We start from the raw sequence: 21,420 nt of genomic DNA, 5'->3' as shown, positions 1-21,420 counted from the left end.
TCCGACCCTCAGATTCGTAGTCTGATGCTCTATCCAGCTGAGCTACGGGCGCGCATGGCCGCGAACGGCGAGGCGGCTTCCTAGCGGAGGCCGGGGCAGGGGGCAAGGGGTTTGGCGCGGTTTTCGCGGCAAGTTTCCGGCGGGGGGTTTCTAAGCGCCGACGCACACGCCAAGTTGGAGCGAACCTCCCCCGGTCGCCGCTGCGAGTGCCTGATGCCATCCTCCGTGTTCCGACTGTTCAGGCCCCTGGCCGTCGCGGCCCTCGCGTTCGGGCTCGCGGCCTGTGCGAGCGACGCCGGGCGGTCCACGCAGGATGGTGCCGCCGCGGTCGAGGCTGCGCCCGTCTCAACAGCCATGCCCCAGGCGCGAGGGCCATTCGTGTCGGCTGCCAATCCACTGGCGGTCGAGGCAGGCATGAAGATCCTGCGCGAAGGCGGCTCGGCCGTCGATGCGGCCGTAGCGGTGCAGGCGGTGCTGGGCCTGGTCGAGCCGCAGTCGTCGGGCTTGGGCGGCGGGGCCTTCATGATGGTGTTCGACGCGGAGACGGGCGAGGTCACCAGCTATGACGGGCGCGAAACGGCCCCGGCGGCAGCGACGCCGGAACTGTTCTATGAGAATGGACGCCCCCTGAACTTTGCCGATGCGGTTCTGAGCGGGCGATCGACGGGCGCGCCAGGGGTGGTGGCGATGCTGGGCATGGCGCAGGCCGAGCATGGGGCCCTGCCTTGGAGCGCCCTGTTCGGCGATGCCGAGCGTCTGGCCCGCGAAGGCTTTGTGGTCAGTCCTCGCCTGGCCGGAATGATCGCCCAGCCACGCGGCCAGGCGCGCTCGCGTTGGGCCACGGCCTATTTCACCAGGCCGGACGGGCAGCGGCTGGTGGCCGGCGATACACTGACGAACCCGGCCTATGCCCGGACGGTGGCGGAGCTGGCGGCGGGCGGGCCTGAGGTCTTCTATCGCGGGCGGATCGCGGAGGAGATCGCCGCCACGGTCGCCGAGGGGCCGCGGCCGGGCGCGCTGACGACGGCCGACATCGCCGCCTATGAGCCGATCGAGCGTGGGGCCCTGTGCCGCCCTTACCGGGTCTATGTGATCTGCGTGCCGCCGCCGCCGTCCAGCGGGGTGGCGGTCCTGCAGTTGCTGGCCATGGCCGAGCGCACACCGGCGATCAACGGCAGGCCTGAGGACGCCGAGGCCTGGGTGGCCTTCGCCCAGCTGCAGCGGCTGATGTATGCCGACCGCGACCGCTATGTCGGGGATCCGGCCTTCGTCGGCGTGCCGGTACAAGGTCTGCTGGACGCCGGCTATGTGGCCGAGCGGGCGGCGCTGGCACCGGGGCTGACGGGGGCGGCCGAGCCGGGGACACCGCCGGGCGGCGTTTTCGCAGGGCCGGATGCCACGCGCGAACCGGCGGGTACCTCGCATTTCGTGATTGTCGATGCGGCGGGCAATGCGGTCAGCATGACCACGACCGTAGAGAGCATCTTTGGCTCGGGCCGGATGGCGGCAGGGTTCTTCCTCAACAACCAGCTGACGGATTTCTCGTTCGAGCCGGTGCGCGAAGACGGCCAGCCTGCGGCCAATGCGGTGGCGGCGGGCAAGCGGCCGCGTTCGTCCATGTCGCCGGTGATCATCCTGGACCAGCAGGGCCGTCTGATCGGGGCCCTGGGGTCGCCTGGCGGCTCCTCGATCCTGGCCTATAATGCCAAGGCGCTGATCGCCGTGCTGGACTGGAGTATGCCGGTTCAGGCGGCGTTCGACCTGCCCAATCTGGTGGCCAAGGGTGACGGGTTCGGGGCGGACACAGAGCGCTTCCCGGCGGAGGTCCGCGAAGGCATGGCCGCAGAGGGCATCGTCATCCGCCCCAATGCCAGCGAGAACTCCGGCCTGCATGGTGGCCTGTGGCGTCAGGGTGCGGACGGCTGGGGCTGGGACGGCGGCGCGGACAACCGGCGGGAAGGGGTTGTGAGGTTCTAGGGACTAGGGACTAGGGACTAGGGACGAGGGCTATGGCATATTGAGTGTTGGTCGTGCGCGGTAGACCTTAGTCCCTCGTCCCTAGAACCTCGTCCCTCATTCCTATTCAGGCTTGATCGACAGCTGGAAGGCGATGACGCCCTCGGACACATCGGTGTCCACGCCATTGCCGGCGCGCAGGCCCTCGGTCTCGATCTCGCGGTACACGAGGCCCAGCGAACCCTGCACGGCCCCTTTGCGCATGGCCACACCGATCGAGGCGTCGCCGAGGAAGTTGCCGCTGTCGTGGCTGACGCCCGAGCGGGCATAGTCGCCGTCACGGGTGCGCGCGAAGTTATAGCCGACCGCGCGGCCCGAACCGGCGGCATAGACATACCAGCGGGGCCGCTCACCGAAAGCTTCGCTGCCTTCGGGGACAAGGCGATCGAGGTTGCGGCCGATCTTCAGGGTGGCCCCGGCCTCGGTGGAGTTGCCCCGGCTGCCGACGCCTACGCCCACGTGCGGTGTCAGGGTAACGTCCAGGCCCGAACCGGTCCGACCCAGAGTCTCCGTCCAGCCGCGCACATAGGAGACGTCATAGTGTTCGGTATCCCAGCCCGCGCGGTCTAGCGGCCCCGGCGGCACGGGCGCGCCGTCCGCCCTGCGGATGGAGCCTTCAGTGCGCAGACGCAGACGATCGTCGAAACCGCCACCAGAGAACCATACGTCACGCTCTGACACCGCCCTCGGCTCGGCGCGGTCGCTGCGTGATACGGCGGCGACCCAGCGGGGTTCGATATCGGTGACGGGGGCGTCGAAGGCGGCAACGGAGCCGCTGCGCTCCAGCCGGGTCAGGAGATCGGAAACCGTGGCAGGTCGGGCTTCGGTACCCGCGAACGGGTCTGCCAGCCGAACCGTGTCCTGAGCGGTGGCAACGGTCGTCGTGCCCGCGCAAGCTAAGGCCAAGGCCGCAGCGGTCATCGCTGAAAAGATCGTCGTTTTCCGCATCAACGGGACCTCCCCAGTCCGTCAACGCTTCGACCCTGCACCATAGGATCGCATTCGCCAACAGACTTCACACGCCACATATCTGGCGGTCGAACGTCCGGGATGTGGCGGAGTTCCCCTGCGACCGCCGTTCGACGGCCGCAGAGGATAGATCAGCCTACTGGCAGGCCAGGCACTCGTCGTAGTCGGTACGGGCGGCGCTGAAGAGGTCGGGCTGATTGGGATCGACCTCGGCCTCGACCTTGTCCTCGGCCCCAGCGAAGGCCGCGCGCTGCACCGACTTGGAGCGCAGGTAATAGAGCGACTTCACGCCGGTCTCCCATGCCTTCCAATGCAGCATGTGCAGGTCCCATTTGTTCACGTCGCCCGGGATGAACAGGTTGATCGACTGGGCCTGGCAGATTTCCGGCGAGCGGTCGGCCGACAGTTCGACGATCCAGCGCTGGTCCAGTTCGAAGGCGGTCTTGAAGATGCCCTTCTCGTCCTCGTCCAGGGAGTCCAGATGCTGGACCGAGCCTTCGTTCTCCAGGATCGAGTTCCAGACGGCCTCGGTATTGATGCCCTTGCCGTCCAGAAGACGCTCCAGATAGGGGTTCTTGACGGCGAACGAGCCCGACAGGGTCTTGTGCGTATAGATGTTGGCCGGGATCGGCTCGATACCCGCGCTGGTACCGCCGCAGATGATGCTGATCGAGGCGGTCGGGGCGATGGCCAGCTTGTGGCTGAACCGCTCCATCACGCCGCGCTCTTCGGCATCCAGGCAGGGGCCCTTCTCTTCGGCCAGCAGGCGGCTGGCCTTGTCGGCCTCGCGGCGCAGGTGTTTGAACAGGCGCATATTCCACGACTTGGCCATGGCGCTTTCGAACGCCACGCCCTGCGACTGCAGGAAGGAGTGAAAACCCATCAGGCCCAGACCCACCGAACGCTCGCGACGCGCCGAATAGACGGCGGCCTTCATTTCGGGCGGGGCGCGGGTGATGAAATCTTCCAGGACATTGTCCAGGAAGCGCATGATGTCCTCGATGAAGCGGGGCTCCTCGCGCCACTCCAGGAACATCTCGGCATTGACTGACGACAGGCAGCAGACGGCCGTCCGGTCCACGCCCAGGTGGTCGCGGCCGGTGTGCAGCATGATCTCGCTGCACAAGTTCGACTGTTTGACCGACAGGCCCAGGTCGCGCTGATGCTGCGGCATCTGGCGGTTCACGGTGTCGGAGAAAATCAGATAGGGCTCGCCGGTCTGCAGGCGGATTTCCAGGATCTTCTGCCACAGGCTGCGGGCATCGACGGTCTTCATGACCTCCTGGTTCTTGGGCGAGACCAGGTCGAAGGTCTTGCCGTCGCGGACCGCCTCCATGAAGGCGTCGGTGATGTTGATGCCGTGGTGCAGGTTCAGGGACTTTCGGTTGAAGTCGCCCGAGGGTTTGCGGATCTCCAGGAACTCTTCGATCTCGGGGTGGTGGACGTCCAGATAGACGGCCGCCGAACCGCGACGCAGCGAGCCTTGCGAAATCGCCAGGGTCAGACTGTCCATCACGCGGATGAAGGGGATGATGCCCGAGGTCTGGCCCGCACCCTTCACCTTTTCGCCGATGGAGCGGACGCCGCCCCAGTAGGTGCCGATGCCGCCGCCGTTGGAGGCCAGGGCCACATTCTCGTTCCAAACGCTCTGGATGCCATCCAGGCTGTCGCCGACCGCGTTCAGGAAGCAGGAGATGGGCAGGCCGCGCGCCGCGCCGCCGTTCGACAGCACGGGCGTCGAGGGCATGAACCACAGCCGGGACATATAGTCATAGACGCGCTGGGCATGGCCCGGATTGACGCTCTCGTCGTCGGCGAAGGCCGTCGAAACGCGGGCGAACATGTCCTGGTACGACTCGCCGGGCAGCAGATAGCGGTCCTCCAGCGTCTTCTTGCCGAAGTCGGTCAGCAGGTCGTCGCGCGACCGATCGATCTGGATGGAGGGCACGACCGACAAATGGGGTCGACCCGCCTGTTCGGCGAGAGCCCGCGCGTCGATAACCGACTGCAATTCCACTGTCTTCAACGCTTCGCCGCCGGCCATGATCGTATTCGCCCTGAACTTCTGATTGATCGTCAACCGCGCCAAGGACCACATCATCTAGTGGCCCCTTCGCTTCCCCAACCCACATATAGGGCACAGATGGCTAACGAGCCGTCAACGGGGTTGACGATCACTTTCTGGGCGAATCGTATCGATGACAGGGGATGAGCCTGTGGACAGGCCGCGACGACGGCGTGACAGGGCAGGCGGATCGAGATCACGAAACCGTGAGCGGGAACGTCTCGCAAGCGTGACCGTTGGGGCGCCATGACTGCAGACCAGACCGTGACCTTTTTCCGCCGCGCCCTGCGCATCGCCCGTGCCGAAATCGCGGCCGTCAGTGCGCTCTTCATCATCGCCCTGGGCGTCATGACCTTCGTCGAACTGGCGGACGACATGACCGAGGCCGACGGCCAGGCCTTCGACCAGTCGATCCTGAACTGGGTTCAGCCCGTGGCGGGCGAACCGCGCGGGCCCTGGTGGATGAAGGAGGCGGCGGCCGATCTGACGTCCCTGGGCGGCATCTCGGTGCTGGCGCTGTTCGCGACCATCGCCATCGTCTTTCTGCTGATCCATCGCAAACGGCTGTCGGCCCTGTTGCTCGTGGTCGGCCTGGCGGGTGGCGTGGCGCTGAGCGAAGGGCTGAAGGCGATCTTCGAGCGTGAACGCCCCCCTGCAGCCTTTCAGGCGGTGGAGACGATCAATGCCAGCTTCCCGTCGGGCCATGCGCTTCTGGCCACCGTCTTCTATCTCAGCCTGGGCGTCATGCTGACCCGCGCCTTCCCCCGCCGCCATGTGAAGGCCTTCGTGCTGGGCGCGGCCATCGTCATCGCCCTGTTGATCGGAACGACCCGGGTCTATCTGGGGGCGCACTGGGCGTCCGACGTCCTGGCGGGTTGGAGCATCGGTGCGGCCTGGGCCATGGCGCTGTGGCTGGTCGCCTATGCGGTGGAACGCCGCCAGATCGCGCATCACTCTCCCTTGCAAGATGATGTCGCGCCCTGAGACCATCCCCAGGCTTCTCCCCACGAAACTGCGGCGGGAACACCACATCTAGCGTTGTGCGACAAAGTGATCGCTAAATAGCCGCAATTCGACTTGGCACCCGGCGCATCTGGCCGCATGGTTAGGGCCTGTCCTTCTCTCCGGTTTCGCGAGTCGCCCGATGAACGCCCACACCATCATCAAGCCTGCCCGCCCCGGCCTGCTGACCCCGTCGGCCGCCTACAAGCCGTTCCGCTATCCGTGGGCCTTCGACATGTGGAAGAAGCAGCAGCAGGTCCACTGGATGCCCGAAGAGGTGCCGCTGGGCGAGGACTGCAAGGACTGGGCCGCGAACCTGAACGACAAGGAGCGCAACCTGCTGACGCAGATCTTCCGCTTCTTCACCCAGTCCGACATCGAGGTCGCCGACAACTACATGGAAAAATATGGCCGGGTGTTCAAACCGACCGAGGTGAAGATGATGCTGTCATCCTTCGCCAACATGGAGACCATCCACATCGCGGCCTATGCCCTGTTGCTGGAAACCATCGGCATGCCCGAGAGCGAGTTCGGGGCCTTCATGGAATACGAGGCCATGCGCGACAAGCATGACTTCATGCAGGAGTTCGGTGTGGAAACCGAGGCGGACATCGCCCGGACGCTCGCCATGTTCGGCGGCTTCACCGAGGGGCTGCAGCTGTTCGCCAGCTTCGCCATGCTGATGAACTTCCCGCGCTTCAACAAGATGAAGGGCATGGGCCAGATCGTGTCCTGGTCGGTGCGCGACGAGAGCCTGCACTGCGAGGGCATCATCAAGCTGTACCATGCCTTCAACAAGGAAACCGGCGTGGTCACCAAGGCCGTGGCCGACGACATCGTCCAGTGCTGCGAGACGGTGGTGAAGCTGGAAGACAAGTTCATCGACTTGGCCTTCGAGGCGGGCGAGGTCCAGGGCATGACGCCCGAGGACATCAAGAAATACATCCGCTTCATCGCCGACTGGCGCCTGCGTCAGCTGGACCTGCCGGAACTGTACGGCGGGTCGCGCGAGAACCCGCTGCCCTGGCTTCAGTCGCTGCTGTCAGGCGTCGAACACGCCAACTTCTTCGAGGCCCGCGCCACGGAATATTCCAAGGCAGCGACCCAGGGGCAGTGGCACGGTGCCGAAGGCGTCTGGGGCGAGTTCGACCGCATGATGGCCCGCCGCGACATGAGTGGCGTCATCGGCTGAAGGTGTTCCTTCTCCCTTCGGGAGAAGGTGGCGGGGCGGAGCCCCGTCGGATGAGGGGTTACGGTGCTTGAAGTCCGCGGCACGGTAACCCCTCACCCTTTCGCCTGAACTGATCGCTGCGCTCTCAGAGGCTCAAGCCCTCTCCCGCCGGGAGAGGGTATCTAGATCCCCGCGTACCACTCATAGCCGCGGTCTTCCCAATAACCGCCCTTGCCGCCCCCGATATGGGCGAAGCTTTCGACCGCCTCGATGCGCCGGATATATTTTGCGTGTTTGTAGCCCAGCTGGCGTTCGACCCGCAGGCGCAAGGGGGCTCCGTGCGGAACGGGCAGGGTCTGGCCGTTCATGGCATAGGCCAGGATCGTCTGGGGGTGGCGGGCGTCGATCAGATCGATGCTTTCATAATAGCGGTCGCCGCCCTCGGTCTGATCCAGGGCGTCGAAACAGTGGAAGACGATGTATCGGGCCTCGGGCTTCAGGCCCGCCTCGTCCAGCAGGGTTTCCAGCCGCACGCCCGTCCATTCCCCGATGGAGGTCCAGCCCTCGACGCAGTCATGCTTGGTGATCTGGCTCTGGGCCGGGCGGCTGCGCAGATCGGCCAGCGACAGCGACAGGGGCCGCCCGACCAGGCCGTCGATGATCAGCCGGTAGTCGGCAAAACCGCCCGTCTTCAGCGCGACATAGTCCGCCGCCGCCGGATCGATCGAACCGTTGGCCCGAAAGTCCGGCGAGATTTGCGAACGGTCATAGGTCGGGGCCAGAGCGTCGCGGGGGATCACCAGCCGTTGGGCCCGTCGGGTCAGGCCCTCGCCCATGCGCCGCGCCTGTTCGGCCAGGCTGATCCGCGCCTGGTCGCAGGCCGACAGGGCCGAGGCCAGAAGGGTCGCGGCCGCTCCGGTCAGCCAGTGTCGGCGGTTCATGAGGGTTCTCCCGCGTCGTCCGAGGCCTTGCGCCGTCCGCCGGGCCCGGCCACCGATCCGGGTGGCTCGATCACGAACCAGCCCGTGATCATGGCCCGCATGTTGTTGAAAAGCCCCGTCCAGATCACCAGACCGACATGGATGACGATGAAGCCGACGATCAGGGCCGCCGAGATGAAATGCAAGGTGCGGGCCGATTGCCGCCCGCCCATGATCTCCAGCAATATGCCGCCAATGGCATTGAACCCCGGGGACATCGACAGGCCGGTGATCAGCATCATCGGCAGGACGATCACGATCATGGCCAGATAGGTCAGCTTCTGGATCACATTATAGGTGCGGGCGTGGTCGTCGGTGGGGAAACGAAACCGCGCATGCTCGACCACGGAAGCGCCGATACCCTTCAGGTCCGCCGCCGTGGGCGCCAGCCGCCGCCCGAACCGCCGCGTGATCAGACCGAAGCCCAGATAGATCAGGCCGTTGATCACGAAGATCCAGGCGAACAGGAAGTGATAGTTCCGCGCCTCGGCCAAATTCCGCCCCTGCGGGATCAGCAGCCAGTTCGGCACCCTTGGCGTGCTGACCCAGGGATCGGCGAAGGTCGAGGTCAGCCCCCAGTACAGATGCGGATGCGCGGCCAGGATGTTCAGCCCGCTCATGATCAGCACGACCACCGCCACGACGTTCAGCCAGTGGGTGATCCGCACCCAGACCGGATGCCGCCAGGTCAGGGTGCGGCCCCGGCCCAAGGGTTTGTCGGCCAAGGCGTCTGGATACTGCCGCGCGCTTGCAGTCGCTGCGCTGTCGGTCGTGACTTCGGTCATTCTGGCCACGCTCCCGCCCTGGAGGACGTCAACGCAACCTCTCACGACAGCCTGACTGAGGCAATGCAGGAAGAGCAGGCGGACGCGTGGGTCTTGATTGACAACGCCCTCGACCCGATCTGAGGTCCATGACCGATTTCTCAGTGCTGGACCTGTCGCCCATTGTGGAGGGCGGCGACGCCTCGCGTGCGCTTGCCGAAACCACCGCCTACGCCCAGGCCGCCGACCGGCTGGGGTTCAAGCGGTTCTGGCTGGCCGAGCATCACAACATGCCGGGTATCGCCAGCTCGGCCACCGCCGTGGTGATCGGCCATGTGGCAGGGGCGACGAAGACGATCCGCGTCGGCTCAGGCGGGATCATGCTGCCCAATCATCCGCCGCTGGTGATCGCCGAACAGTTCGGCACCCTGGCCTCCCTCTATCCCGACCGCATCGATCTGGGCCTGGGCCGCGCGCCCGGCACGGACGGCGAGACGGCCCGTGCCCTGCGCCGCTATTTCGAGGCGGCTGACCAGTTTCCGCGCGACGTGCTGGAGCTTCAGGCCTTTCTGGACGATCCCGTCGACGGCCAGCGGGTCACGGCCTGGCCGGGCGCGGGCACGAAGGTGCCGATCTGGCTTTTGGGCTCCAGCCTGTTCAGCGCCGAACTGGCTGCTCATCTGGGCCTGCCGTTTGCCTTCGCCAGCCATTTCGCGCCCGAGTTGCTGATGCAGGCCCTGCAAACCTATCGCGCCGGTTTCCGCCCTTCGAAGGTTCTCAGCGAACCGCACAGTCTGGCGGTGATCAATGTCTTCGCCGCTGAGACGGATGCCGCGGCCCTGCGCCTTTCCACCAGCATGCAGCAGGCCTTTGCCGCCGTGGTCACGGGCAAGCCGGGTCGGGTCAAACCGCCAGTGGATGACATCACGACCGTGCTGGACGCCCGCCAGATCGCGGCGGTCCAGAGCCGCCTGACCTATGCCGCCATCGGTGGACGGGACACGGTCCGCGACAAGCTGGCCGCCTTCGCCCATCAGACCGACGTGGACGAGGTCATGGTGACCGGCATGGTCTTCGACCTGAACGACCGCATCCGCAGCCTGGAAATCACGGCCGAGGCGGTGGCCGGACTCTGAACTTAAATACCGCTCATCCCGGCGAAAGCCGGGATCCAGTCCTGTCCAGCGAGACGCCAGTGTTTCAGGACTGGCGAAATGTCCGGTGACATTCTTCTCATCACCCAAAGCTCTGGGTCCCGGCTTTCGCCGGGATGAGCGGAAGAGGTGATGTTTACGCGGCCCTTATCTGCGCGGCTCTGTTCGATATCGCGCCCTTATGCTGGCCGGACGCATCCTGCCGGGCATGGAACACATCCTCGCCCCGCGCCTGTATGAAGTCCTGCCGGAAGACGATCACTGGGTCGTCCAGGTTCGCGGCTGCAAGGCCCGTCTGCCGACACGGGGTCAGGCCGTGCGCCTGGCCAAACGCTTTTGCCGAGAGGCGAGAAAACTGGGTTGCCGCAGCGCGGTCCGCATCCATCCGCGCCTTCAGTCGAGGTCGGCCAGGAACGCCAGAAGCAACGCATTGACCTCGGAGGGCCTCTCTTGCTGAAGCCAGTGCCCCGCTCCGCTCAGGACATGCGAACCGCGCAGGTCTGGGGCCCAGTCCTTCAATCCCGCCTCATGCTGGCCCGCATAGTGGCGGACCGGGTCGCGCTCGCCGACGAGGAAGAGCGCCGGTTGAAGGATGAGCTGATCTTGCAGAAACGCCGTCAGGGCCCAGTTGCGATCCAGGCTGCGGTACCAGTCGATCGGCCCCTTGAAGCCACCCTTCGTAAAGGCGTCGACATACTCCTGAAAATGCTCGGCGCTCATCCACGGCGGCAGGGTCGCATCGTCCGCCACCGTTGACAGGAAGTCCTGTCCGGCGGGGATGAAGCCGGTCGATAGCCGCGCATCCGGCGTCGCCCCGTCATAGGCATAGAAGCCCTTGCGCAGACCTGCCGCGACATCGACCTCGAAAATGGTGTGGGCATCCGCAGCCTGGAACTGGCTGATATAGAGCTCGCCCAGACCGGCCCGCTTGGCGATGGCGGCCATGGCCGGGGTTGGGGGACCACCCGGTCGACGCGGCTGGAACGGCACCGACAGCCCCGCCACCGCCCTGAACATGTCGGGCCGCAACAGGGCGCAGTGCCAGGCCACGGGTGCACCCCAGTCGTGGCCCACGACGATGCATTGCGTCTCGCCCAGCGCCCGCACCAGGGCGACCATGTCCCCGACCAGATGCAGGATGGAATAGTCTGCGACATCGTCCGGCTTGTCGGTACCGCCGTAGCCACGCATGTCGGGGGCCACGGCATGATAGCCTGCCTCGGCAAAGGCCGAGACCTGGGCGCGCCAGCTGATGCCCAGCTCGGGAAAGCCATGAATGAACAGGACCAGCGGGCCAGTGCCAGCCTCCAGGATCGACTGGGTGAGGGTGTCGGTCTGGATCAGGCGCGTTTGCATGGCCGCCACCCGACCACTGCGGGGCGCAGTCCGCAAGAGCCCTAGAGCACCGCCCCGGTCGTGCGCATGATCTCGGCGCGCAGCTCGGGCATGCCGTCGCCCTTTTCCGCCGAGGTCACGATCACCGCCGGATAGGCGGCGGGACGTTTGGCGATGGCCTTGAGCGTCTCGGCTTGTACCTTGTCGGCCTCGCCCTTCTTCAGCTTGTCGGCCTTGGTCAGGATGATCTGATAGCTGACGGCGGCCAGATCGAGCGCGTCCAGCGCCTCGTCGTCGACCTTCTTCAGCCCGTGACGGCTATCGATCAGCAGATAGACCCGCTTCAGCGTCACCCGCCCGCGCAGATAGTCGCGGCCCAGGTCCTGGAACTTGCGGACCGTCGTCTTGGACGCCTTGGCCCAGCCGTAGCCGGGCAGGTCGACCAGCCGCATCTTGCCGTCCAGATCGAAGAAGTTGACCTCGCGCGTGCGGCCCGGCTCATTCGACGCCCGGGCCAGCTTGTGCATGCCGACCAGGCCGTTGATCAGGCTGGACTTGCCCACGTTGGACCGACCCGCAAAGGCCACCTCCGGCAGGTCAGGTTCCGGCAACTGCTCGATCTTGGCGCAGCCCATGACGAAGGTCGCGGGCCGCGCAAACAGGATACGGCCCTGTTCCAGTTCTTCGGGGGTGAAGTCTTCCAAATCAGGCCTTCTTGAACCGGGCGAAGAAGGTGTCGATCGGGTTCTCCGACTTCAGCCGATGCATGATGATGTACTGCTGGAAGATGGTCAGAACGTTGGACCAGGCCCAGTAGATCAGCAGGCCCGCCGGGAAGGTCGCCATGATGAAGGTGAAGACCACCGGCATGAACTGGAAGATGCGGCGCTGCATCGGATCGGTCGCCGGCGGGCTCATGGCCATCTGCAGCCACATGGTCAGGCCGTAGACGATCGCCAGCACGCTGAGCGAGGCGTTGGTCGTCAGGAAGGTGCCGATCAGCGGCACCGTCGCCGGATCCCACGGAATCAGGCCGTACAGGTTCCAGATGGTCGAGGGGTCAGCCGCCGACAGGTCGCGGATCCAGCCGAAGAAGGGCTGATGCCGCATCTCGATGGTGACCGTCAGCATCTTGTAGACGGCATAGAAGAACGGAATCTGGATCAGCAGCGGCAGACAGCCCGCCAGCGGATTGATCTTCTCCTTCTGATACAGCGCCATCATTTCCTTCTGCTGGCTGGCCGGATCGTCGGGATATTTCTTCTTCAACTCCTCCAGCTTGGGCGCGAGGGTGCGCATACGCGACATGCTCTCGTAGCTCTTGTTGGCCAGAGGGAACATGATCAGGCGCACGACCAGGGTCAGCGCCAGGATGGCCAGCCCGAAATTGCCCAGAATGCCGAAGAAGAATTCGACGATCAGGAACATCGGGCGGGTCAGGAAGAACAGGAAGCCCCAGTCGATCGCATAGATGAACCGCGGCAGGTTCAGCGACTTCTCGTAACCGGCCAGGATTTCATTGCGCTTGGCCCCGGCGAACAGGCGGGTCGTCTCGCTGATCTGGGCATTGGGGGCGATAGTCTGGGCCTGTCCTTGCAGATTGACCGAATGGGTGTCGGCCGCCGGAAGATTCGAGATTCTGAACTCGGCCTTCACCTGCTCGGTCTGTGTCGGAATAAGTGCGGCAAGCCAGTATTTGTCGGTGATGCCGATCCAGCCGCCCGTCGATTCCTCTTCCTGGACGGGCTTCTTGGCCCACGCTCCGTATTTGAGCGACGTGGTGGCGTATTTGCCTTCCGTTCCGAAGGTGCCGATGGCCCCTTCATGCAGGATCTGGTTACGACCCAGGTCGTCGGGAACGCCCTGACGTTCAACCTTGCCGAAAGGGACAATCTGGATCGACCGCGGCGTAAAGTTGGCGACCGTGTCGGTGATCGTAAACAGATATTGGTTATCGATGGCGATGCGGCGTGTGAAGCGAAGGCCCGCGCCATTGTCCCAGGTCAGCGTAATGGGCGTTGTCGGCGTCAAGGTCGTGCCTTGGGTCAGCCGCCACGGCGTGTTGCGATCAGGGACACCCCCTTCGATATTGCTGCCCCGCCATTCGAAAATGGCCTGATAGCTGTGCTCCATGCCCTCGGGACGAAACAGCTCGACCGAAGGGGAGCCAGGAGCCAGCGTATCCTTGTAGTTGGTCAGATACAGGTCATCCAGACGCGCGCCACGCAGCGAGAGCGAACCGGACACCGTCTCTGTCTTGATCGCCACGCGGTCGCCCAAGGCGCGCCGTGCCTGCTCGCGATCCGTGATGAACGCCGGGGCGCTGTCGGTGGTCGCGCCCGTTCCGCCTGCTGTGCCGGAAGCTGCCGCCTGCTGCTCCGCAGCCGCGCGCGCCGCCTTCTGACGCTCGGCCTGCGGCTGCATCACAAAGAAGCTGTAGGCCAGGAGCATGAGGCCAGCGATCACCATGAAGATGATGGTGTTCTTGCTGTTATTCTGGGGAGGCATGGAGATCAGGAATCCTGGCCGGCGGTGGCGGGCGGAATGGGCGCGGGCGGGGTCGGCGCGGTCGTCGGCTTCGGAGCCGCCGACCGTGGGGTCGCCAGCCTTGTAAGCGCCGATTTCACATCGTCAAGCAAACGGTCCCAGGGACGGTCCGCCGTGCCCATGCGGGCGATGAAGACATAGTCGCTGCCGGGGCGTCCGAACTGCGGCGCAAGGGCGCGTGCGGCCTCCCTGAGACGGCGTTTGGCGCGGTTGCGTACGACCGCGCCACCGACCTTGCGGGTGGCGGTAAAGCCCAGGCGGATGGTGGAATTGTCGTCCCGGCGATCCAGCCGCTGGACGACCACGGCACCACGTGCCTCTGAAACGCCTTTCGCGGCCGCCAGAAACTGGGGCCGCGAAGTCAGACGTTCAATATCTGGAAAGTCGGTCATGCGTCCGCAGACGGACGCCTGACGGGTCAGGCCGTCAGGCGCTTGCGGCCCTTGGCCCGACGACGCGCAACGATCTTTGCGCCGTTCTTGGTGGCCATCCGCGAACGGAAGCCGTGACGGCGCTTGCGCACTAAACGCGACGGCTGATAGGTCCGCTTCACGGTCGGCTCCCAACGTTGAATAATGAGGCGGCGGACAAAGGCATCCGTCGCGGGAAGGGCGGGCGTATAAGCGGAGGGGCAGGCGGTGTCAACGCCGATGCGTCTGCGTTGGAGTGAAGATGGACCGTCTGAAACGCTTTGCCCCCCTGATCCTGCTGGCCGGCGTCATCGCGCTGATCTTCGGCATGGGCTGGAATCGCTATCTGTCGCTCGACACGATCCGCGACCACGGTCAGGCGTTCCGGGCCTTCACCGCCGACAACTATATCGTCAGCCTGCTGATCCTGATGGCTGTCTTCGCCATCCTGACAGCCAGCGTGGTGCCCGGTGTATTCTTCGTGACCATCACGGCGGGCTATCTGTTCGGACCCTGGGTTGGCGGGGTGGCCACCTCCATCGCCGCCACCATCGGGGCCCTGATCGTCTATGCGGTTGCCCGCACCGCCCTGGGTCAGTCCCTGCGCGAAAAGGCCGAGCGGGACGCGGGCCTGATGCAGAAGGTCTGCAACGCCATCGACAAGGATACCTTCTGGTATGTGCTGGCCAGCCGACTGGCCGTCGTGGTGCCCTTCCATATGATCAATATCGCCGCTGGAGTGATGGCGGCGCGGCTGAAGCCCTATACGGTGGCCACCGTGATCGGCCTGTTGCCGGCCCACACCATCTATTGCTGGATAGGCGCGCGACTGAACACCTTGCTGGTCACTGATCCCGATCCGGACTTCCAGGCCCTGTTCGGCCAGTTCTGGGCCCCGATGACGGGCGTCTTCGTGCTGGCCGTCGTCCTGCCTGTGGCGCTGAAGGCGCTGCAGGGCGCGCTCGGGCGCAAGGCGGCGACGTGACGGAGATCGTGCCGCAGACGCCGACCCGGCTGTGGACCTGGGTGCCCGAGGGATTGCGCCGTCGGCTGGGGCTGAACCCGCCGGATGCCCTGGCGCGGCGGCTGATGCTGCTGACCATGGCCTTTGCTGTGGCGGTGGAAATCCTGATCATCACCCCCAGCGCGGCCAGCTTCCACGAGCGCTGGCTGACCGATCGGCTGCAGTCGGCGGAACTGGCCTCCGTGGCCGTCGAGGCCCTGCCCTATTCGGCGGTGGAGGACGACACGGCCGAACAGTTGCTGGCCATCGGGGGCGTGCAGGCGGTGGTCGTCGGCGATCAGGGCGTGCGGCGTTTGCTGCTGCAGGCTCCGAACCTGTCGCGGACGCCGGACCTGATCGACCTGCGCGAAAGCCGGCCGGTCTCGCGCCTGGTCGACCCGTGGCGCACCCTGTTCGGCCATCCGGACCGCTCGATCCGGGTCCAGGCCCGGCCACGCTATCGCACCGGCGACTTCATCGAGATCGTGACCCTGGCCCAGCCCCTGAAGGCCGAACTGCGCACCTTCCTGCTGAACAGCCTGCTGGTGTCTCTGCTGGTGTCGATCGTGGCAGGCGCTCTGCTCTACGCCGGTCTGGCCTTTCTGGTGCTGCAGCCCCTGCGGCGGGTCACCCGGTCGATCGAGCGTTTCGCCCGCGATCCCGAGGCCGAGGGTGAGCCCCCCAGCGGCCGGCATGACGAGATCGGCCGGGTCGAGCGAGAACTGGCCCGTATGCAGGAGGAGGTGCGGTTATCGCTGCGGTCCCGCGCGCGTCTGGTGGCGCTGGGCGAGGCGGTGGCCAAGATCAATCACGATCTGCGTAACATGCTGACCTCGGCCCAGCTGGCCTCAGAGCGGTTGGCGGAATCGCCCGATCCGGAGGTGGCCCGCGTCCTGCCCCGGCTGGAGCGCGCCCTGGGCCGCGCCGCAGCCTTATCGCGCAATGTGCTGGAGTACGGTCGCAGCGAGGAGCCGGCGCCGCAGCGCGTTGCCGTGCCCCTGGCCAGCGCCATTAACGTCGCCGCCGAGGATGCGGGCCTCAGCGCCGAGGGCGTGAAGCTGGTCAAGACCCTGCCGACCAAGGCAACCGTCCAGGCCGACCCGGACCAGTTGCATCGCATCCTGGTCAATCTGATGCGCAATGCCCGCCAGGCCATCCAGGGCGACGCGAAACGCAAGGCACCGCGTCGTGGCACCGTGACGGTCACGGCGGTTCAGGAGGCGGACGGCTGGCTGATCCGCATCGCCGACGACGGGCCTGGCATCCCGGCCAAGGTGTCAGAACAGCTGTTCGATCCCTTCGTCAGCGGGCGCGCATCGGAGGGGACGGGTCTGGGCCTGACCATCTCGCGCGAACTGGCCACGGCCCATGGCGGGACGCTCGACCTGATCGAGACCGGGCCTGAGGGGACGGTCTTTGCCCTGCGTCTGCCGGACTGATCCATCCGTCGCATCCGGCTAGGCTTGTCCGCGTTTAGAGGCATCGAAGGCCTTCACCATGGGCCGGCTTTGACTCCACCTCACGCTAAGACTTGAAGGAGACCGCATGTCCCGTCCGCTTTCATCGATTGTCGCCACGGCTACCCTGATCGCCGCCGTCACTGGCGTTCCGGCTTCTGCCCAGCAGGCGAAACCGACACCCGCGCCTACCCAGAGCACCGCTCCGGCCGACACGCCCGTGCCTGGGTCGGAGGAGTGGGAGCGCCAGCGCGGTGAGACCTATCGCGCCGTCCCTGACGGCCGTCAGGACCCGGCGGAGGTGGCCGCGACCAGCAGGCTGAATGCCGACATCGTCGCCCGGAACGAAGCGGCCGCGCAGGCCGAGGCTGCGGTCATCGCCTCCAACGATGCGGCCCGCGAGGCCTGGCAGGCCGAGACGGCGCGCATCGAGGCCGACAATGCCCGCATCGCCGCCGAGAACGCCGCCGCCCAGGAGCGCTATCAGCTCGACATGGCCCTGTACGAACAGAGTGTGCGGGCCTGCGAACAGGCCGGTGGGCGCAACTGCCGGGTCAAGCCCTGAAGGGGGGCGAGTCGCTGAAGGCCCGGCCTAGACCGGATGCGTCGGCTCCGGCTTGGGCGCAGGCTCGGGCGTCGACGGCACGTCGGGCAGGGGTATGAACTCCAGAGAGTCCTCGTCCGGCAGGGTCATCCGCCCGGCCTTCCAGTCCGCCTTGGCCTGATCCAGCCGGGCCTGGCTGGACGAAACGAAATTCCACCAGATCAGCCGCTCGCCCACGGGTTCGCCGCCCAGGACCATGACGCTGGACGGGCGGATGGCCTTGATGGTCGGCTCGGCGTTCGGTTCCAGCACGACCATCTGACCCTCTTGGAAGGTGCGGTCGCCGACTTCGATCTCGCCCTTGGCGATATAGAGGGCGCGTTCGGAATAGCCGCCGGAGCCGACGAAACTCTTGCCCGGCGGTGGCGCGGTGCGCACCCCCTCGGCCAGTTCCCAGTGGATATAGAACAGGGGCGACGAGGTCTTCACCGCCGCCCTGGCCCCGTAGGCCTCGCCCGCGACCAGCCGTGCGAACAGGCCGTTGTTGTCATAGGCGGGCTGATCCGCCTCGCCGTGGTGATGGAAGCTGGGATCGACCTCCTCGGCCTCGTCCGGCAGGGCGATCCAGGCCTGCATGCCGTGCATGGGGCCGCCGGTCGCCTTCTTCAGCGGATCGGTGCGCTCGGAATGGACGATGCCCTTGCCGGCGGTCATCCAGTTGACCTCTCCCGGACGAATGGCCTGGGTCGCACCGGTATTGTCCCGGTGCATGATCTCGCCCTCGAACAGATAGGTCAGGGTCGACAGACCGATATGCGGATGCGGCCGCACATTTATGGCCTCGGACCCTGGCGCGAACTCCGCCGGGCCCATCTGGTCCAGGAAGATGAAGGGGCCGACCATCCGGCGGCTGTGAAACGGCAGCACGCGTCCGACCTCGAACCCGCCCAGATCCTTGCGCCGCGCGTCGATCACCATTTCGATCATCGGATCAGTCCTCCAGTGTGCATCCCGAATGTGCGTCCCCGCTGCGGCGGGCGCAAGCGGGGGATGCCGAGCCCGAGGCTACGGATTTGATAGTCGTTCTCAATGTCCCTGCTGGAAACGTGGATACATGGACGCGCCCCACTGGCGTCGCTATATCCGGCGTCGCCGCAGCAGGCGTTCGCCGCGCGCGTCGGGGACCTGTGCGCCCCGCCGTCGATCGCGCGAACGTGCAACCGGATCCTCGGGCGGCCTTACAAGAGGACTATCCCATGCCGTCGAACGACAGCCTCAAGACCCGTCAGGACCTTTCCGTCGGGCGCAAGAAATACGCTTACTACAGCCTGCCCGCCGCCGAAGAAGCCGGTCTGGCCGGGATTTCCCGCCTGCCGCGCTCCATGAAGGTGCTGCTGGAGAACCTGCTGCGTAACGAGGACGGTGTTTCCGTCACCGAGGCCGACCTCAAGGCGGTGGCCGCCTGGATCGACAACAAGGGCTCGGTCGAGCACGAGATCGCCTTCCGTCCGGCCCGCGTGCTGATGCAGGACTTCACCGGCGTCCCCGCTGTCGTCGATCTGGCCGCCATGCGCGATGCGATGTCGGCGCTAGGTGCTGACGCTTCCAAAATCAATCCGCTGGTGCCCGTCGATCTGGTGATCGACCACTCCGTCATGGTCGACCATTTCGGCACGCCGGGGGCCTTCAACCAGAACGTCGAGCGCGAGTATGAGCGCAACATCGAGCGCTACAACTTCCTGCGCTGGGGTTCGTCGGCCTTCAACAACTTCCGCGTCGTGCCCCCCGGCACCGGCATCTGCCACCAGGTGAACCTGGAGAACCTGGCCCAGACCGTCTGGACCCTAGACGAGGGCAAGAAGACCGTCGCCTATCCCGACACGGTGGTGGGTACCGACAGTCACACGACGATGATCAACGGCCTGGCCGTTCTGGGCTGGGGCGTCGGCGGCATCGAGGCCGAGGCCGCCATGCTGGGCCAGCCGATCCCGATGCTGATCCCCGAAGTCATCGGCTTCAAGCTGACCGGCGCCCTGCCGGAAGGCGCGACGGCCACCGACCTGGTGCTGACCGTCACCCAGATGCTGCGCAAGAAGGGCGTGGTCGGCAAGTTCGTCGAATTCTTCGGCCCGGCCGTCAGCGGCCTGACCATCGAGGATCAGGCGACCATCGCCAACATGGCCCCGGAATACGGGGCTACCTGCGGCTTCTTCCCCGTCAGTCGCGCCACCATCGACTATCTGACCGCCACGGGCCGCGACAAGGCGCGTGTCGCCTTGGTCGAGGCCTATGCCAAGGCTCAAGGCCTGTGGATCGACGAGACCTCGGAAGACCCCGTCTTCACCGACGTGCTGGAACTGGACATCTCCACCGTCGTGCCGTCGCTGGCCGGACCCAAGCGTCCGCAGGACAAGGTCGCTCTGGATGTCGCCGCGCCGTCGTTCGAAACGGCCCTGACCGATGTGTTCAGCCGTGCGGTCGACGCGCCCCGCTACGCCGTCGAGGGCCAGAAATTCGATGTGGGTGACGGCGACGTCGTCATCGCGGCCATCACCTCCTGCACCAACACGTCCAACCCCTCGGTTCTGATCGCCGCCGGCCTGGTGGCGCGTAAGGCCAACGCCCTGGGTCTCAAGGCCAAGCCGTGGGTGAAGACTTCGCTGGCCCCCGGATCTCAGGTCGTCACCGACTATCTGACCGACGCCGGCCTGCAGAAGGATCTGGACGCCCTGGGCTTCAACCTGGTCGGCTATGGCTGCACCACCTGCATCGGCAACTCGGGGCCGCTTGATCCGGCCATCTCCAAGACGATCAACGACAACGGCATCGTCGCCACCTCGGTCCTGTCCGGCAACCGCAACTTCGAGGGACGGGTAAATCCCGACGTTCAAGCCAACTACCTGGCCTCGCCGCCGCTGGTCGTGGCCTATGCCATCGCCGGCTCGATGCGGATCGACATCACCACCCAGCCGATCGGCCAGGACAAGAAGGGCAAGGACGTCTTCCTGAAGGACATCTGGCCGACCTCGGAAGAGATCGCCGCCATCCAGAAGAAGTCGGTCACGCCGGCCATGTTCGCCAAACGCTACAAGGACGTCTTCAAGGGCGACAAGCACTGGCAGGCCATCAAGATCGAGGGCGGCCAGACCTATGAGTGGGAAGACACCTCCACCTACGTCGCCAATCCCCCGTATTTCGAGGGGCTGTCGATGGAGCCCGCGCCGGTCACCGACATCGTCGAAGGCCGCGTGCTGGCCATCTTCGGCGACAGCATCACCACAGACCACATCAGCCCGGCCGGTTCGATCAAGAAGACCTCGCCCGCCGGTGTCTATCTGACCAACCGCGGCGTCGACGCCCTGGACTTCAACAGCTATGGCGCGCGCCGGGGCCACCATGAAGTCATGATGCGCGGCACCTTCGCCAACATCCGCATCCGCAACAAGATCACGCCGGACATCGAGGGCGGGGTGACCAAACACTTCCCGTCGGGCGACACCATGTCGATCTACGACGCGGCCATGCGCTACCAGTCCGAGGGCCGTCCGCTGGTCGTCTTCGCGGGCAAGGAATACGGCACCGGCTCGTCGCGCGACTGGGCCGCCAAGGGCACCCGCCTGCTGGGCGTTCGCGCCGTCCTGGCCGAAAGCTACGAACGTATCCACCGCTCCAACCTGATCGGAATGGGCGTGGTGCCGCTGCAGTTCAAGGCTGACGGCTGGCAGAAGCTGGGCCTGACGGGCGAGGAGATCGTGACGATCCGTGGCCTGTCCGACGTCAACATCGGTCGCCTGCGTCCGCGCCAGGACATCTGGGTCGAGCTGTTCCGCCCGTCGGACGGCAAGATGGCCCGCTTCCCGGTCCGCTGCCGCATCGATAACCAGACCGAGCTGGACTACTTCAAGGCCGGCGGCGTCATGCCCTATGTGCTGCGTAACCTGGCGGGTGGAGATCAGCCGGCCCCGGCCAATGATGAAGCTGCAGCGATGGCGGCCGAATAGGC

Annotated in this window: 19 protein-coding genes; 8 read left to right on the top strand and 11 right to left on the bottom strand. The window is 65.8% G+C overall.

From position 1 onward, the window contains the following. The first annotated feature begins 213 nt into the window (after nucleotides 1-213). On the top strand, nucleotides 214-1,977 hold the full coding sequence (locus tag JHC81_RS02825) for a gamma-glutamyltransferase family protein (protein WP_292170374.1): 1,764 nt from the start codon (nucleotides 214-216) through the stop codon (nucleotides 1,975-1,977). A 102-nt stretch (nucleotides 1,978-2,079) separates the two neighbouring features. On the opposite strand, the gene JHC81_RS02820 is transcribed toward JHC81_RS02825, so the two are convergent. Both JHC81_RS02820 and JHC81_RS02815 read right to left on the bottom strand, forming a co-directional pair. Then, on the bottom strand, nucleotides 2,080-2,937 hold the full coding sequence (locus JHC81_RS02820; RefSeq protein WP_292170372.1) for a lipid A-modifier LpxR family protein: 858 nt from the start codon (nucleotides 2,935-2,937) through the stop codon (nucleotides 2,080-2,082). A gap of 184 nt (nucleotides 2,938-3,121) precedes the next feature. Beyond that, nucleotides 3,122-5,083 (bottom strand): ribonucleoside-diphosphate reductase subunit alpha, encoded by a 1,962-nt coding sequence (locus JHC81_RS02815; RefSeq protein ID WP_292170382.1) that lies wholly within the window; start codon nucleotides 5,081-5,083, stop codon nucleotides 3,122-3,124. 213 nt (nucleotides 5,084-5,296) lie between these two features. Between JHC81_RS02815 and JHC81_RS02810 the strand changes: the two genes are divergently transcribed. Next, nucleotides 5,297-6,034 (top strand): phosphatase PAP2 family protein, encoded by a 738-nt coding sequence (locus JHC81_RS02810; RefSeq protein ID WP_292170370.1) that lies wholly within the window; start codon nucleotides 5,297-5,299, stop codon nucleotides 6,032-6,034. A gap of 160 nt (nucleotides 6,035-6,194) precedes the next feature. After that, nucleotides 6,195-7,244, top strand: coding sequence for a ribonucleotide-diphosphate reductase subunit beta (locus tag JHC81_RS02805; RefSeq protein WP_292170366.1), 1,050 nt, complete (start codon nucleotides 6,195-6,197; stop codon nucleotides 7,242-7,244). A 161-nt stretch (nucleotides 7,245-7,405) separates the two neighbouring features. Here the strand turns inward: JHC81_RS02805 and JHC81_RS02800 are convergent, their stop codons facing one another. Together JHC81_RS02800 and JHC81_RS02795 are read right to left on the bottom strand one after the other, a co-directional pair. Beyond that, entirely contained in the window at nucleotides 7,406-8,164 is a 759-nt protein-coding gene (locus tag JHC81_RS02800) for a molybdopterin-binding protein (RefSeq protein WP_292170361.1), read from the bottom strand. Further along, a complete protein-coding gene (locus JHC81_RS02795; protein WP_292170358.1) occupies nucleotides 8,161-8,988 on the bottom strand; it encodes a cytochrome b/b6 domain-containing protein in 828 nt (275 codons plus the stop codon). Before JHC81_RS02795 ends, JHC81_RS02800 begins: the two co-directional genes overlap by 4 nt. Nucleotides 8,989-9,116: 128 nt before the next feature. Here JHC81_RS02795 and JHC81_RS02790 point away from each other — a divergent pair, with 128 nt between their 5' ends. Next, nucleotides 9,117-10,103, top strand: a complete 987-nt coding sequence (locus JHC81_RS02790) for an LLM class flavin-dependent oxidoreductase (protein WP_292170356.1) — start codon at nucleotides 9,117-9,119, stop codon at nucleotides 10,101-10,103. A 154-nt stretch (nucleotides 10,104-10,257) separates the two neighbouring features. Here JHC81_RS02790 and JHC81_RS02785 read toward each other — a convergent pair whose 3' ends face one another. Genes JHC81_RS02785 through rpmH form a run of 6 tightly spaced genes read right to left on the bottom strand, consistent with a single transcriptional unit; the run spans nucleotide 10,258 to nucleotide 14,556 of the window. Then, nucleotides 10,258-10,506, bottom strand: coding sequence for a hypothetical protein (locus tag JHC81_RS02785; RefSeq protein ID WP_292170352.1), 249 nt, complete (start codon nucleotides 10,504-10,506; stop codon nucleotides 10,258-10,260). Between the two features lie 8 nt (nucleotides 10,507-10,514). After that, nucleotides 10,515-11,477, bottom strand: a complete 963-nt coding sequence (locus JHC81_RS02780) for an alpha/beta hydrolase (RefSeq protein ID WP_292170351.1) — start codon at nucleotides 11,475-11,477, stop codon at nucleotides 10,515-10,517. Between the two features lie 41 nt (nucleotides 11,478-11,518). Next, entirely contained in the window at nucleotides 11,519-12,160 is a 642-nt protein-coding gene (yihA, locus tag JHC81_RS02775) for a ribosome biogenesis GTP-binding protein YihA/YsxC (protein WP_292170349.1), read from the bottom strand. A gap of 1 nt (nucleotide 12,161) precedes the next feature. Next, entirely contained in the window at nucleotides 12,162-13,964 is a 1,803-nt protein-coding gene (gene yidC, locus JHC81_RS02770; RefSeq protein WP_292170347.1) for a membrane protein insertase YidC, read from the bottom strand. Nucleotides 13,965-13,969: 5 nt separating this feature from the next. Then, nucleotides 13,970-14,395 carry a ribonuclease P protein component gene (gene rnpA, locus JHC81_RS02765; protein WP_292170346.1) on the bottom strand — a complete coding sequence of 142 codons (426 nt, stop codon included), beginning with the start codon at nucleotides 14,393-14,395 and terminating at the stop codon, nucleotides 13,970-13,972. A gap of 26 nt (nucleotides 14,396-14,421) precedes the next feature. Further along, nucleotides 14,422-14,556 carry a 50S ribosomal protein L34 gene (gene rpmH, locus JHC81_RS02760; protein WP_029414875.1) on the bottom strand — a complete coding sequence of 45 codons (135 nt, stop codon included), beginning with the start codon at nucleotides 14,554-14,556 and terminating at the stop codon, nucleotides 14,422-14,424. Nucleotides 14,557-14,675: 119 nt separating this feature from the next. Between rpmH and JHC81_RS02755 the strand changes: the two genes are divergently transcribed. From JHC81_RS02755 to JHC81_RS02745, 3 genes are all read left to right on the top strand, one after another. Then, nucleotides 14,676-15,398: a VTT domain-containing protein gene (locus tag JHC81_RS02755; protein WP_292170339.1), complete on the top strand. Its 723-nt coding sequence runs from the start codon at nucleotides 14,676-14,678 to the stop codon at nucleotides 15,396-15,398. Continuing rightward, nucleotides 15,395-16,855, top strand: a complete 1,461-nt coding sequence (locus tag JHC81_RS02750) for a HAMP domain-containing sensor histidine kinase (protein WP_292170338.1) — start codon at nucleotides 15,395-15,397, stop codon at nucleotides 16,853-16,855. The genes JHC81_RS02755 and JHC81_RS02750 overlap by 4 nt, the downstream gene beginning before the upstream one ends. 106 nt (nucleotides 16,856-16,961) lie before the next feature. Further along, entirely contained in the window at nucleotides 16,962-17,438 is a 477-nt protein-coding gene (locus tag JHC81_RS02745; RefSeq protein ID WP_292170336.1) for a hypothetical protein, read from the top strand. A gap of 27 nt (nucleotides 17,439-17,465) precedes the next feature. Here JHC81_RS02745 and JHC81_RS02740 read toward each other — a convergent pair whose 3' ends face one another. Then, nucleotides 17,466-18,404: a pirin family protein gene (locus JHC81_RS02740; RefSeq protein ID WP_292170334.1), complete on the bottom strand. Its 939-nt coding sequence runs from the start codon at nucleotides 18,402-18,404 to the stop codon at nucleotides 17,466-17,468. Between the two features lie 269 nt (nucleotides 18,405-18,673). On the opposite strand from JHC81_RS02740, the gene acnA reads away from it, so the two are divergent. Beyond that, nucleotides 18,674-21,418 (top strand): aconitate hydratase AcnA, encoded by a 2,745-nt coding sequence (acnA, locus tag JHC81_RS02735; protein ID WP_292170332.1) that lies wholly within the window; start codon nucleotides 18,674-18,676, stop codon nucleotides 21,416-21,418. The last annotated feature ends 2 nt before the right edge of the window (nucleotides 21,419-21,420 follow it).

It is taken from the genome of Brevundimonas sp., assembly GCF_016463295.1.
In the GTDB taxonomy this organism is placed as follows: Bacteria; Pseudomonadota; Alphaproteobacteria; order Caulobacterales; family Caulobacteraceae; genus Brevundimonas.
The sequence above is the reverse complement of the archived record's forward strand: the minus strand, read 5'-3'. Positions and strand labels throughout refer to the sequence as shown.